This is a genomic window from Mesorhizobium sp. B264B1B (assembly GCF_020165765.1).
GTDB lineage: Bacteria > Pseudomonadota > Alphaproteobacteria > Rhizobiales > Rhizobiaceae > Mesorhizobium.
The window spans coordinates 619,123-632,762 of the sequence record NZ_JAIUIS010000001.1; the positions used below are offsets into that span (position 1 = coordinate 619,123).

Consider the following 13,640-nt stretch of genomic DNA (forward strand, 5'->3'; position numbering starts at 1 on the left):
GCGGCGCTACGTTCTGTCAGCCTGGCGCTGCCCCTCATCTGCCTGCCGGCATCTTCTCCCCGTATATGGGAGAAGGGTGCTGTCGCCTTCGCCGGCACCCACTCACCACTGTTGAGCCCAAATGACCTATGCCGTTTCCGAAATACGACCCGCCGGGAGGCCGCGCCGCAAGCGGCTGACGCACGCTGCCACCGAACCCTGGCTTTATCTCAGCCCGGCGATCATCCTGCTGGTCGTGGTGCTTTTGGTGCCGCTGGTCATCGGCATCAGCTATTCGTTCCGTAAGTTTTCGGCCTTCAAGTCGGAATATGTCGGGCTCGGCCAGTACCAGGCGATGCTGTCGGATGCCGTGCTCGGCCAGGCGCTGGTCAATACGTTGTGGTGGACGCTCTCCAGCCTGTTCTTCCAGTTCTTCCTCGGCCTTGGCCTGGCGCTGCTGCTCGACAAGCCGTTTCGGGGCCGCAAGGTGGTGCAGGCGCTGGTGTTCCTGCCCTGGGCGGTGCCGTCCTTCCTGTCGGGCCTGACATGGGCATGGCTGTTCAATCCGATCATCGGGCCGCTGCCGCACTGGCTGTTCGCGCTGGGGCTAAAGGCCGAGCCGACCAACGTTCTCTCCGATCCCTCGACCGCCATGTGGGGGCCGATCGTCGCCAATGTCTGGTTCGGCATCCCGTTCTTTGCCATCACGTTGCTGGCGGCACTGAAATCCATTCCCTCGGAACTGCATGAGGCGGCAGCGATCGACGGCGCCTCGCCCTGGCAACGCTTCACCAAGGTGACGCTGCCGTTCCTGGCGCCGACCATCGCCATCACGGTGATGCTGCGTACCATCTGGATCGCCACTTTCGCCGACCTGATCTTCGTCATGACCGAGGGCGGGCCGGCCGGGTCGACCAACACGGTGCCGGTCTACATCTATGTCAGTGCCTTCAAGTCGCTGGACAAGGGCTACGCATCGGCGGTTGCCGTGCTGCTGCTCGTCCTGCTCATTGCCTATGCGATCGCGCTGATCGCCATCCGCCGCTCCCTGGTGAGGCACGTCTGATGATTGCGGGACGCTCATCTTCGCAGCGCTTCTTCGGCGGCGTCGGGCTCTATGCGGCCATCGCGGCCTATGTGATCTTCGCCCTGTTCCCGATCTTCTGGACGCTGAAGATATCGGTTACACCGGAACGGCTTCTCTATTCCGAAGGCATCACCTTCTGGCCGTCGCAGATGACGTTGCAGAACTTCGTCACCGTGCTCGAGGCGACCGACTTTCCGCGCTATTTCCTCAACAGCGTCATCGTCTCGGTTTCGACGGCTGCATTGGTGACTGTCATCGCGACGCTTGCCGGCTATGCCATGTCGCGCTTCACCTTTCGCGGCAAGGCGGCACTGGCGCTGATGCTGCTTTTGACCCAGACTTTCCCGCTAGTCATGGTCATTCCACCGATCTATCGCGTGATGGGCCAGATCGGCCTGATCAACAGCCTGACCGGGCTGATCATCATCTACACCGCCTTCAATACCGCGTTTGCAACCTTCCTGATGCAGTCCTTCTTCGACGGCATACCGAAGGACCTGGAGGAGGCGGCGATGATCGACGGCTGCACACGCGCGCAGGCGATGCGCCGGGTGATCGTGCCGCTGACGCTACCCGGCATGGGCGCCACGCTCGGCTTTGTCTTCACCGCTGCCTGGAGCGAACTCCTGTTCGCGCTGATGCTGATCTCCAGCGATGACAAGAAGACCTTCGCCGTCGGCCTGCTCACCTTCATCGGCAAGTTCGCCGTCGACTGGGGGCAGATGATGGCGGCGTCGATCCTGGCGCTGATCCCGGTCTGCATCTTCTTCGGCTTCCTGCAACGCTATCTCGTCACCGGCCTCACCGCCGGCGCCGTGAAGGGATAATCGATGGCTTCCGTTACGCTGGAAAAAGTCCGCAAAGACTATGGCGCCGTGCGTGTGCTGCACGCGGTCGACCTCGACATCGCCGACGGCGAGTTCGTCGTCCTCGTCGGTCCGTCCGGCTGCGGGAAATCGACGCTTCTGCGCATGATCGCCGGTCTGGAGGAGGTTTCCGATGGCGAGATCCGTATCGGCGAGCGGCTGGTCAACGACGTCGCGCCGAAGGACCGCGACATCGCCATGGTATTCCAGTCCTACGCGCTCTATCCGCATATGGACGTGTCGAAGAACATGGGCTTCAGCCTGATGCTGAGGAAGGCAGAAAAGCAGGCGATCGACGCGCGGGTCGACGGTGCCGCCAGGCGGCTTGGGCTGGACAATTTTCTGCAACGCCTGCCGCGGCAGCTTTCCGGCGGCCAGCGCCAGCGCGTCGCCATGGGCCGGGCCATCGTGCGCGATCCCAAGGTCTTTCTTTTCGACGAGCCGCTTTCGAACCTCGACGCCAAGCTGCGCGTGCACATGCGCGCCGAGATCAAGGCGCTTCACCAGCAACTGAAGACCACATCGGTCTATGTCACGCATGACCAGATCGAAGCCATGACCATGGCCGATCGCATCGTCGTGATGCATGACGGCGTCGTCCAGCAGGTCGGCGCGCCGCTCGACCTCTATGACCGGCCGGCCAACATGTTCGTCGCCGGATTCATTGGCTCGCCCGGCATGAATTTCCTGCCGGCGAGTGTTGAGAAGGGCGGCAAGGCGGATGCCGTGCTGTCCGATGGCCAGAAACTGCGATTGCCGGATGGCCTGCCGCTCAGGGAAGGCGATGCTTTTACCGTCGGCTTGCGGCCGGAGCATATAAGGCTGGCGGATGACGGCCCGCTGCAAGGCGAAGTGGTGGTGGTCGAGCCGCTCGGCCTCTCGACGCAGTTCTACGTCAAGCTGGCCGGCCAGCAGCTTTGCGTGTTCGCCATGGGCCGCGCCGGCGTGAAGCCTAGCGAGACGGTGCGGCTATCGGCCGATCCGGCGGCGCTGCATGTTTTCGACCCGAAAAGCGGCGACCGGGTAGGGTAGGGGCGCCGCCGCCGAGCGGCCACTCTGTTGCCCGCTGGGCATATTCTAACCATACGGCCTTTTGGCGAGTCGAAACTTGCCTGACCCGGGCCAACCGCTTTGCGGAGCCACATTAATAGAAACCTCCTCCTGCCGCCATCATGTGGCGTCCTTTCATCAATCAGTTTGGTTCTTGAATCGCCGCAACGCGGCGGGGGGAGATTTATAATGCCTGCGAATAACAACTCCGCCGACGCTCGTATCACTGAACCATGCCGCGAGAATGACCAGCCTAGGCCGGTGAACCGGTATGTCAGAAGACGGCTTCCGTCTGCCATCACGCTCGGAGACCGGAGAATTGCTTTCATACGCAGCGAAATCACGGAACAGATTCAGTCGCGAATTGACGCCTAGCGGACAGCGAGGGCAGCAGTATCAAGCCACGCTCTATCCCAGGGCGGCCGGCAAAGCAGCCTAAATCTCTTTGAACTCCACCGTCCGCGGCGGGATATGAGCTAGGCTCAGCCGTTTGGTATTCTTGATTTCTGGCCAACTGCCGCCCTACTTTGGGCCATCATCAGGGACCTAGACGAATGATCTCGGTTTGCGGATACATCGGGGCGGTGATCGGTTGGAAGGCGCTCGAAAATGCCGGCGACATCCTAGATAAGATCGGCGAGACGCTGTTTGGCGGACGTTATAAAGCGATCTACGAGGACGTCGCATCCAAGCTGCGCGCTCATACAGGCGCGGTTCCAGCAAACCACGATTTGGAGCACGCCATTCGACTCAGTGAACTCACCTCTTCACTCGTGATGGTGCGCATGTATGTCGATACGCAAGAGGCCGACCAGTTGCGGCTTGGCGGACGGCCGCCGGAGCGTCGCGCGAGGATTCAGTTCGCTAGTGCCGCGCGCCGCTATCTGCATAAGCAGATCGGATTGGGCGGGCCATTCAAGCTAGAATCCAACAAGGACGTTGTCGATGAAATAGAGACAAACTTGGACGGCGCGCTATCGGCTCGCGACTTTGCAGCGGTCCAGGCGAGTCTGGATGCAGCGTGCAAGCGCGTTCTGCGCGATCTCATCGCTGGAACGGAGCAGGGAAAGGACCAACTGGCCGTTCCTGCCGATTTCGCGTCATTTTTTCGTGGAAAGGCGACGGATGATGAGCCGGGCTGGGCTCTTATTTTCCTTGCCTTCATGCGGGAGGCATTGAAGCAAAATCACAAAGCGGAGGTCGCCTTCATCGCGTCTCGCCTTGGGTATTTGCGCAATTCGCTACCGAAACTCGAAGCCAAATTTGACCAATTTTTGCAGATAGCGAATTCGATAAAGAACGACACATCTGATATTAAAGATGATATATCTAAAATCCTAGCGATAGTTCAGAGACGTGAGTCTTATGTAATCGGAGGAATTAATTTTGAATTCCCCATTAAAATTGAAATAGCGATAAATGATCGTGGAGAGCTTATCATTTTCCACAATCGGCCATTTAACAATGATTTATCTAAACTAGAATTAAATATGGAAGAAAGTCGACTCTCTCTAATAATGATTAAAGGATTCTCTTGTAATATACCAATACGATCTGAGTTATCTGTGTTTATGAGAAAGTCTACTCAGGCTCTAATGGTGCTTGTTAACGAGGAAGGTGGAAATCTAGTCGAGGGTGACTATGTGCCATTGCATGTCATGAAAAGGTACTTGGAACCATTTTCTTCTGGCTAGGGCAAAGCTGCATAGAGACAAATTCTCTGGATCCTTGCTGAGGCGCCGTGGCTTTTGTCGTAGAGATTTATGCGGTGACGACGCGCACGCCTTTCGCGGTTTATGGGAGCCGCTCGACAAGGCCCCTGCCTCGCGCGGGCTTTGTGACTATAGCAGCCCTATCGGTAGCGCGATCCATTACGTTGGCCGTTATGCTGGGTTTGACTACCATCCAATGAAATCAATGCTTTAGGAACAAAAAAACGCCGCCCGATGGGCGGCGTTTCGGCATTCTCTTGGAAAAACCAGATTACTTGATCTTGGTTTCCTTGAACTCGACGTGCTTCTTGGCGACCGGGTCGTATTTGCGGAACGACAGCTTGTCCGTCTTGGTGCGGCTGTTTTTGCTGGTCACGTAGAAGAAACCGGTGTCGGCGGTCGACAGAAGCTTGATCTTGATGTTTGCGGCTTTGGCCATGGTATCAGTCCGTTTGTTCGTGGGGTTTTGGCCGCTGGAGCACGGGCAAACACCCGGACGCGGGAAACTTGCCGCGACACATAAAGAACGCGCCCGGAAAGTCAAGCCCGACACGCCTTGCGGCCGTCACGGACGCCAATGCCTGTCGGCATTCATACGTGTTCCGCCTCCAGAACGATGGTTTTCTTCCAATCTCCCGTGGTGTTCCACCAGCGATTCGGATTGGCGCGGTCGTCCAACCCCTTGGAACGGCTGGCAAGGACCGGCTGAATGCGGATCACCGGCTCCTGGTAGCTGTGCGCTTGGAAGATCGCTTCGACGACGCGCGCCGCCAATTCCTGGTCATCGGGCAATTCGAACGAAACCTCGACCGTGCCGGGGCGCCGCCGCAATTCGGTCTCGGCGCCGGCGGCTGCGCCGTCAAGTGGCCGGTAGCGCTCGATGCCATGCGCCGACTGGTAGGCGTTGCGGTCATATTTACCCATGGCCAGCGGCGCCAGCGCCACCACGGCGTCCATGATGCGGTCGACATCCGCGGCCGGCGCCTGGAAAGTGACAAGCAGGAGCAGCGTCATCCGCAATGATGTGGTTTCAAAGCCGCTGTCGATCATCGGAGTCTCCTCAACTTCAGGTGTTTTGAGGTCTCCGTATAAACCGTGGCTGCTGACACGGTTCTGTCAGCAGCCAGTCATCCGGGGGTAGCCAGTTATGGGCCAGCCGGTAGTGGGCGATCGTGAATCCGGTTTGCGCCGGTGGCGGCTTACAAGATCTTGCGGACCAACCTGACGCTGGCAAGAACCATGTAGGCGGCGAAGAACAGGCCGAGCGACCAGCCGAAGCCAGAGGGACCGAACGCATCCATGCCGATGCCTATCGCCTGCGGGCCGAGCACCATGCCGACGCCGTAGCACAGCACGAAGGCGGCATTGGCGGAAGCCAGTTCATGGCCGGAAAGCTGCGAGCCGAGATGGGCGAGGCCGATCGTGTACATGGCCGCGACCACGCCGCCCCAGACGAACAGAAGGCCCGCCATCAGGTGCCAGTTGCCGGCCAGATGCGGCATGAAGATCGTACCGGCGAGTCCGACAGTGGCGCAGGCCAGAAGCAGATAGCGGCGGTCCGAGACGCGATCGCTGATCATGCCGATCGGGATCTGCAAAAGCACGTTGCCGAGGCCGATCATGGTGAGCAGCAAGGCGGCGTCGGCTTCGGAATAGCCGATGCGGTTGCCATAGACCGGAAACAGGGCGAAACCGCCCGTTTCGACGGCTCCAAACACCAGTACGGCGGCGGTGGCGGTCGGCACCAGCCAGATATAACGCAGGAAATTGCTGGTCTCGCCGTCGGATACGATCGTCGGGCTCTCGTTACGCGCCGCCAGCACCGGGATCGCGGCCAGCGCCACCAATGCGATGATGACTCCGAAAGGCCTGAAGCCGGAACTGCCGAGATGGGCGAACAGCCACGGCCCCGCGGCAAAGCCGAGCGACAGCACGGTGGCGTAGATGCCGAGCACAAGACCTCGCCGATGCGGCGGCGCCGAGGTGCTGATCCAGAATTCCGACAGGATGAACAGCACCGTCAGCGCGATGTGCAGCACGACGCGCAGCGGAAACCACATCCAGAAATCGGGTGCGAAGTGGAAGCCGACGAAGGCCAGCGCACCGGCGGCAATCATGGCGATCATCGTCCAGGCGACGCCGAAGCGCATGGCGAGCGGCGTGGCCAACGGGGCGCCGGCGATCGAGGCCAGGCCGGCGACGGCTGTGTTGAGGCCGATCATCGAGGCCGAATGCCCACGCGTTTCCAGGATGACGCTGAGCAGCGGCATGCCCAGGCCGATGGCAATGCCGACGACGCTGATCGACGAGATCGCCGCCACCATCGGCAGCCAGTGTACGCGCTCGTCGCCCTTTGGTTGGGTATCGACCGTCATGTTATGTCTGAATACTCGATGTTCTACAGAATTTCGCGGGTGAAGCGGTTGCGGACAAGCCGGTAGAAGGGCACGGGACCGCCCGGATGCAACAGCGGATCATGGGCGAGGCGGCTTTCCAGCTCGTCCAGGATCATCCGGGTGATGTCGGGAATGTCGGCTTCCCTGGCCTTGGCAAGCGGCAGCCAGACCAGTTCCTCGAGTTCGTTGGTCGGACCGCCGCCCGGCAGTTCGACGGCGACGTCGCCTCGCCATGCGCAGAAGAAGCGGGTGTCGAAGCGGCGCACCCGGTTGGGCGGCGTGATGGCGCGCGCAATGAAGCGCAGCATGTCCAGGGCAGGTTGCACCCCATGTTCGGCAAAGCCTTGCCAATCAGACCTTGTCGTGGCGAAGGCGCCTTCGCGACCAATCAGCAGCCCGGCTTCCTCATAGGTCTCGCGGATGGCCGACAAGGCGATGGCGCGGGCACGCGCCTCGCTCGTGCGGCCGGGACCGGCGATGAGCTTTGCTTCCTGCTCGGGATGCAGCGCGGTGGCGGTGGGGATGCGGCTGTCCGCCGGGTCGGTACGGCCGCCGGGAAAAACGAACTTGCCTGGCATGAAGGCGTGACCGGCATGACGGCGACCCATCAGGACCCGCAAGTCGTTGGCCTTGCCGTCGAGCAGGATCAGGGTCGCGGCATCACGTGGACGAATCGCCCGGCCGCCATGCGTGGCCAGACCCTTGTCGATCCTGTCGACGTCCGCCTTGGTCATTCCTTCCATGCGCAGGACCTAGCGGAAACGTCTTGCATGCGAAAGTAGCCTTGACGGTTGGCATGTTGCGCCAGCCAGCACCTCAGGCACCGGGATGGGGTTCAGCCACGTCGTGTTCGCCAGCAAAACCGTGCATATAGAATGCCCATTGCAATCCGATGACGGCACCTTTCACCGGCTGCAGCAGTGCAACCGACAGCAGGATCGTCAAGGGTACCCAGATGGCGATGTGCTGCCAGGTGGAAAGGGTCGACGTCGCCTCCACGCCCATGAAGGCGCCGAGCACGATGTGGCCGACGATGACGATGACCAGATAGGCGGGCAGGTCGTCGGCGCGGTGATGGTGTATCTCCTCGCCGCAGACGCTGCATGTCTCGACGGTCTTGGTGAAGCCGCGAAACAGCTTGCCTTCGCCGCAATGCGGGCAGCGGCCGAGCATGCCGCGCTTCATCGCCGTCCACAGCGGACGCGCGACCCGGCCCGAGTGATGTTCACCGCCGAAAACCTGTTCTTCCGTGACTCTTGCCATCATCGTCTCCTGCCACGCGAGCCTGGGCGCGATTGTGACGCACGGGCGCGGCCTTTTGCCTTGTGAAACGACCTGACGGAGCCAGGCAGGGGCTTCGGGTCGGTCAACATCTCAAAGCGCATCGCGCCGGCCATCGGCGCCACTTCGACGAGACGGACCTCGACACGGTCCGCCAGCTGATAACCCTTGCCCGAGCGTTCTCCGTAGAGCGAGCGGGCCGTTTCGTCATATATATAGTAATCGCCGCCCAGAGTTGACACGGGGATGAAACCATCCGCGCCATACTGCGGCAATTGGACAAATAGTCCCGATTTGGTGACGCCGGAAATGCGGGCGTCGAAACGGTCGTCGATGCGCTCGGCGAGATAAGCGGCGATCAGCCGGTCGACCGTGTCGCGTTCGGCCGCCATTGCACGGCGTTCTGTGCCGGAAATCAGCACCGAAACATCCTCGAGCCGCGCTTCCTCCTCCTGCGTCAGGCCCCCTGGGCCGAGGCCGAGTGCGGCGATAAGCCCGCGGTGCACGATGAGGTCGGCGTAACGGCGGATCGGCGAGGTGAAATGCGCGTAACGGTTCAGGTTGAGGCCGAAATGGCCGATGTTCTTGGGTGAATATTCGGCCTGGCTCTGCGAGCGCAGCACCACCTCGTTGACCAGACCTTCATTGTCGGCGCCGCGCACGCGCTCGAGAATGCCGTTGAACTGGGCGGGCCGCATCTGCGCACCGCGCGCCAGCGACAGGCCCAGGGTTTGCAGAAATTCGCGCAGCGATTCCTGCTTGGCCAGCGAGGGCGCGTCGTGGGTGCGGTACACCAGCGCCTGCTTCTTCGCCTCGAGTGTCTCGGCGGCGGCGACATTGGCCTGGATCATGAATTCTTCGATGAGCTTGTGGGCATCGAGCCGTTCCGGCACGACGACGCGATCGACCGTGCCGTCGGGCTTCAGCAGGATCTTGCGCTCGGGCAGGTCGAGTTCGAGCGGCTGGCGGCCATCGCGTCCGCGCTTGAGGATCGCATAGGCATCCCATAGCGGCTTCAGCACCGCGTCGAGGATCGGCCCGGTCTTGTCGTCCGGCACGCCGTCGATCGCCGCCTGCGCCTGCGGGTAGGCGAGCTTGGCCGTCGACTTCATCATGACGCGATGGAAGGAATGCCTGACCTTGCGCCCGTCCGCCGAGAAGGTCATGCGCACGGCCAGTGCCGGGCGATCCTGGCCTTCGCGCAGCGAGCAGAGATCGTTGGAGATGCGCTCGGGCAGCATCGGCACGACGCGATCCGGGAAATAGACCGAGTTGCCGCGCTTCAGCGCTTCACGGTCGAGTGGAGTGCCGTAGCGGACGTAAGCAGCCACGTCGGCGATGGCGACCGTGATGACCACGCCGCCGGGGTTCTTCTCATCGAGATCGGGCGTAGCGAACACCGCGTCGTCGTGGTCCTTGGCGTCGGCCGGGTCGATGGTGACCAGCGGCAGTTCGCGCCAGTCCTCGCGGTTGGCCATCGTCGCAGGCTTGACGGCTTCGGCTTCGGCGATGACGTCGGCCGGGAAGACATGCGGAATGTCATGTGCGTGGATGGCGATCATCGAGACCGCCTTTTCGCTGGTCAGCGAGCCCAGCACGTTGAGCACTTTTGCTCTCGGCAAGCCATAGCGCGAGGCCCGGGCGGGCTCGACCTCGACGAGATCGCCGTTCTTGGCTCCGTTCTGGAATTCCTTGTCGACGATCAGTTCGGGTTGCCGGCGCTCCACCGGCTCGATGCGGAAGCTGCCGTCCTGAAGCACCCGAAAGACGCCGAGAACGGCATCCGTGCGCTTCTCGAATATCTTCATCACCCGCCCTGTGTAGGCCGGGCCGCCCAAGGCGACATTCGTGTCGTCGGCGGGAAAGGTCTTGGCCAGCACGCGATCGCCAATGCCAGGCGCCGGTCCGCCGCCACTGCGCGACAGGCGGATGGAAACGATGGGGGGCGGTCCATTGGCGGTGTGTTCGGTGGGACGCGCCAGCAGCACGCCGTCGGCGTCGCGGTCGAAAATGTCGAGCACTGTGACATGGGGCAGGGCGCCAACGCGGGCCAGGCGCTTACGCTCCTTGGTCAGGACGCCTTCGTCCTGCAGGTCGCGCAGGAGATCCTTCAGCCAAATGCGGTCCGGGCCGCGCAGCGCGAACGCCTTGGCGATGTCGCGTTTTCCAGCGCGATCCGGATTTTCGGCGATGTAGCGCAGGATTTCGTCACGCGAGGGCCTGTAATCGCCCTTGACCTTGGCCGTTGTGTCGGCGGTGCGCGGGTCGCCGTGGGTTGTTGCGGAGATCCTGCGCGCCACGCCGTTCTATCCCTTTTTCCTGGCGGCAGGCTTCTTGGCCGCCGTCTTCTTGGTAGCGGGCGCCTTGGCCGCCGCCGCTTTGCGGAAAGGCTTCTTGCCGCCGCCGCCTTTGGCTTCCTTCTCGGCGATCAGCGCCAGCGCATCCTCCATCGTCACCGATTGCGGATCCTTGCCCTTGGGCAGCGTGGCATTGACCTTGCCGAAATTGACGTAAGGCCCGTACTTGCCGTCGCGCACGACGATCTTGCCGCCGCCGTCGGGATGATCGCCAAGCTCCTTGAGGGCTGCCGCAGTGCCGCCATTGCGGCCGCCCTTGCCCTTCAACTGCTTCTCGGCGATCACCGAAACGGCGCGGTTGAGGCCGATCGAGAACACATCCTCGATGCTGTCGAGATTGGCGTAGGTGCCGTCATGCAGCACGAAAGGCCCGTAGCGGCCAAGCCCGGCCGAGATCATCTTGCCGGTTTCCGGATGCTTGCCGACATCGCGCGGCAGGGAAAGCAGGGCAAGCGCCTTCTCATGGTCGATCGAATCGGGCGTCCAGCCCTTGGGCAAGCTGGAACGCTTGGCTTCCTTGCCGTCGCCACGCTGGATGTAGGGGCCAAAGCGGCCGCTGCGCAGCGTGATCTCCTCAGCCGTGTAGGGATCCTTGCCGAGCACCTTGGTGCCGTCCTCGCCGCCGCCATTCTCGCCATTGGGATTGGCCGCGTCGCCGAGCTGGCGGGTGAAGGAGCATTCGGGATAGTTCGAGCAGCCGACGAAGGCGCCGAACTTGCCGAGCTTGAGCGACAAATTGCCGGTGCCGCATTTGGGGCAGATGCGCGGATTGGAGCCGTCCTCCCGGGCAGGGAAAACCAGCGGCGCCAGTTCCTCGTTCAGCGCATCGAGCACATCGGTGACGCGTAGTTCCTTGATGTCGGCCACGGCGCCGGAAAAATCCTTCCAGAAATCGCGCAGAACGTCCTTCCAGGCGAGCTTGCCGTCGGAGATCTCGTCGAGCTTTTCCTCGAGCGATGCGGTAAAGTCATATTCGACATAACGCTCGAAGAAGCTTTCCAGGAAGGCCGACAGCAGCCGGCCCTTTGCCTGCGGCACAAGCCGGCGCTTGTCGATGGTGACGTAGTCGCGGTCCTCGAGCGTCTTCAGGATCGCCGTGTAGGTCGACGGCCGGCCGATGCCGAGCTCCTCCAGCTTCTTGATCAGCGAAGCTTCGGAATAACGCGGCGGCGGTTCGGTCGTGTGCTGGGTGGCGTTGATCGCCTGGCGGGCAAGCTGCTCGCCGGCGCGGATTTCGGGCAGGCGGCGGTTTTCCTCGTCCTCGGAATCATCGTCCTTCTGATCGGTATAGGCGGCGATGAAACCGTCGAAGCGCACGACCGAACCGACGGCGCGCAACTCGGCCGTGCGAGCACCGTTGACCGCCTCGATCTCGACCGTGGTGCGTTCGATCTCCGCCGGCTGCATCTGGCTGGCGATGGCGCGCTTCCAGATCAATTCATAGAGCCGCATCTGGTCGGCATCGAGATATTGCCTGACCGATGCCGGCGTGCGCATGAAGTCGGTCGGGCGGATCGCTTCGTGCGCTTCCTGGGCGTTCTTGGCCTTGGTCGTGTACAGGCGCGGCTTTTCCGGCAGGTATTTCGGGCCGAATTCCTTGGCGATGGCATCGCGTGCGGCCGAGATCGCCTCGGGCGCCATCTGCACGCCGTCGGTTCGCATATAGGTGATCAGGCCGGTGGTTTCGCCGCCGATCTCCATTCCTTCATAGAGGCGCTGCGCCACCTGCATCGTGCGGTTGGCCGAAAAGCCGAGGCCCGACGAGGCGGCCTGCTGCAATGTCGAGGTGGTGAAGGGCGGGCCCGGATTGCGCTTGGTGGGTTTTGCTTCGACGGACAGCGCCTTGAAGGCCGCGCCCTCGAGCATGGCCTTGATGTCGTCGGCCTGCGCCTTGTTGGCGATGTCGAGCTTCTGCAACTTCTTGCGCTCGAAAGCGGTCAGGCGCGCCTCGAAGTTCTCGTTGCGCGGCGTGCCGAGGATGGCAGCGATCTGCCAGTATTCCTCGCGGATGAAGCGTTCGATCTCGGATTCGCGATCGCAGACCAGCCGCAAGGCGACCGACTGCACGCGGCCGGCGGAACGGGCTCCGGGGAGCTTGCGCCACAGTACCGGCGAAAGAGTGAAGCCGACGAGATAGTCGAGCGCCCGGCGGGCGAGATAGGCGTCGACCAGCGGCGCATCGATCTGGCGCGGATTGGCCATCGCCTCGAGCACCGAGCTCTTGGTGATGGCGTTGAAGACGACGCGGCTGACCGGCTTGTCCTTCAGCGCGCGCTTCTGCCGCAAGACTTCCAGAACGTGCCAGGAAATGGCCTCGCCCTCGCGGTCCGGGTCGGTGGCGAGGATCAGGCCGTCGGCGTCCTTGACCGCCTTGGCGATGTCGGCGAGGCGCTTGCCGGATGCCGTGTCGACCGCCCAGGACATGGCGAAATCCTCGTCCGGTCGCACCGAGCCATCCTTGGCCGGCAAATCACGGACATGGCCGAACGAGGCCAGAACCTTGTAGTTCTTGCCGAGGTATTTGTTAATTGTCTTCGCCTTGGCCGGCGATTCGACGACGACGACGTCCATGAGGGCTCATATCAGCTGTGATGCGGCAGAAGAATTCCGCTGCGCGCGACGAAATCTCGGTTCTGTTCGTCGCTCACATGGCCGCGCTTTTGCATCCGGTCAAGGGGAAGCGGCCAAATTGCAAGAGTGCCGGCAGCAATACACTCTAAGAGTGTAAGGAGAAGATCACATTGTTGAGGGGTAACTAAGACAAATGGCTGGAGCGGTGAGGAGCGGCTCAAATTGGCGCCGATGAGGTCGCCGGCGACCCTGTGGACCGAGTCAAATGCCGCGCCAGCGCGTCTGATGCGGACTGCCAGGCGTTGAAGGCACGCCCGGCAGCAACGTCGAAGTTAAGGTGG

At 62.0% G+C, this 13,640-nt stretch carries 11 protein-coding genes; 4 read left to right on the forward strand and 7 right to left on the reverse strand.

Annotated features, from left to right (window positions below; genetic code table 11):
* The first annotated feature begins 121 nt into the window (after positions 1 to 121).
* The 4 genes from LB547_RS03015 (at position 122) to LB547_RS03030 (ending at position 4,676) form a co-directional block, all read left to right on the forward strand.
* On the forward strand, positions 122 to 1,045 hold the full coding sequence (locus LB547_RS03015) for a carbohydrate ABC transporter permease (RefSeq protein ID WP_140518289.1): 924 nt from the start codon (positions 122 to 124) through the stop codon (positions 1,043 to 1,045).
* On the forward strand, positions 1,045 to 1,893 hold the full coding sequence (locus tag LB547_RS03020) for a carbohydrate ABC transporter permease (protein ID WP_140501552.1): 849 nt from the start codon (positions 1,045 to 1,047) through the stop codon (positions 1,891 to 1,893). Before LB547_RS03015 ends, LB547_RS03020 begins: the two co-directional genes overlap by 1 nt.
* A 3-nt stretch (positions 1,894 to 1,896) precedes the next feature.
* Entirely contained in the window at positions 1,897 to 2,964 is a 1,068-nt protein-coding gene (locus LB547_RS03025; RefSeq protein ID WP_140761859.1) for an ABC transporter ATP-binding protein, read from the forward strand.
* A gap of 572 nt (positions 2,965 to 3,536) precedes the next feature.
* Positions 3,537 to 4,676, forward strand: a complete 1,140-nt coding sequence (locus tag LB547_RS03030; RefSeq protein WP_140761854.1) for a hypothetical protein — start codon at positions 3,537 to 3,539, stop codon at positions 4,674 to 4,676.
* Positions 4,677 to 4,965: 289 nt separating this feature from the next.
* Here LB547_RS03030 and rpmG read toward each other — a convergent pair whose 3' ends face one another.
* The 7 genes from rpmG to topA form a co-directional block, all read right to left on the reverse strand.
* Entirely contained in the window at positions 4,966 to 5,133 is a 168-nt protein-coding gene (gene rpmG, locus LB547_RS03035) for a 50S ribosomal protein L33 (protein WP_006201775.1), read from the reverse strand.
* A gap of 152 nt (positions 5,134 to 5,285) precedes the next feature.
* Complete coding sequence (locus tag LB547_RS03040; protein ID WP_140501560.1) at positions 5,286 to 5,744, reverse strand: hypothetical protein; 459 nt, start codon at positions 5,742 to 5,744, stop codon at positions 5,286 to 5,288.
* Between the two features lie 149 nt (positions 5,745 to 5,893).
* A complete protein-coding gene (locus tag LB547_RS03045; RefSeq protein ID WP_140501562.1) occupies positions 5,894 to 7,069 on the reverse strand; it encodes an MFS transporter in 1,176 nt (391 codons plus the stop codon).
* Between the two features lie 23 nt (positions 7,070 to 7,092).
* Positions 7,093 to 7,833: an NUDIX hydrolase gene (locus tag LB547_RS03050; RefSeq protein WP_140761849.1), complete on the reverse strand. Its 741-nt coding sequence runs from the start codon at positions 7,831 to 7,833 to the stop codon at positions 7,093 to 7,095.
* A 73-nt stretch (positions 7,834 to 7,906) separates the two neighbouring features.
* Entirely contained in the window at positions 7,907 to 8,353 is a 447-nt protein-coding gene (locus LB547_RS03055) for a DUF983 domain-containing protein (RefSeq protein WP_140501566.1), read from the reverse strand.
* Positions 8,353 to 10,671 (reverse strand): ribonuclease R, encoded by a 2,319-nt coding sequence (gene rnr, locus LB547_RS03060; protein WP_140761846.1) that lies wholly within the window; start codon positions 10,669 to 10,671, stop codon positions 8,353 to 8,355. The genes LB547_RS03055 and rnr overlap by 1 nt, the downstream gene beginning before the upstream one ends.
* A 6-nt stretch (positions 10,672 to 10,677) precedes the next feature.
* A complete protein-coding gene (gene topA / locus LB547_RS03065) occupies positions 10,678 to 13,299 on the reverse strand; it encodes a type I DNA topoisomerase (protein WP_140518283.1) in 2,622 nt (873 codons plus the stop codon).
* Positions 13,300 to 13,640 lie beyond the last annotated feature (341 nt).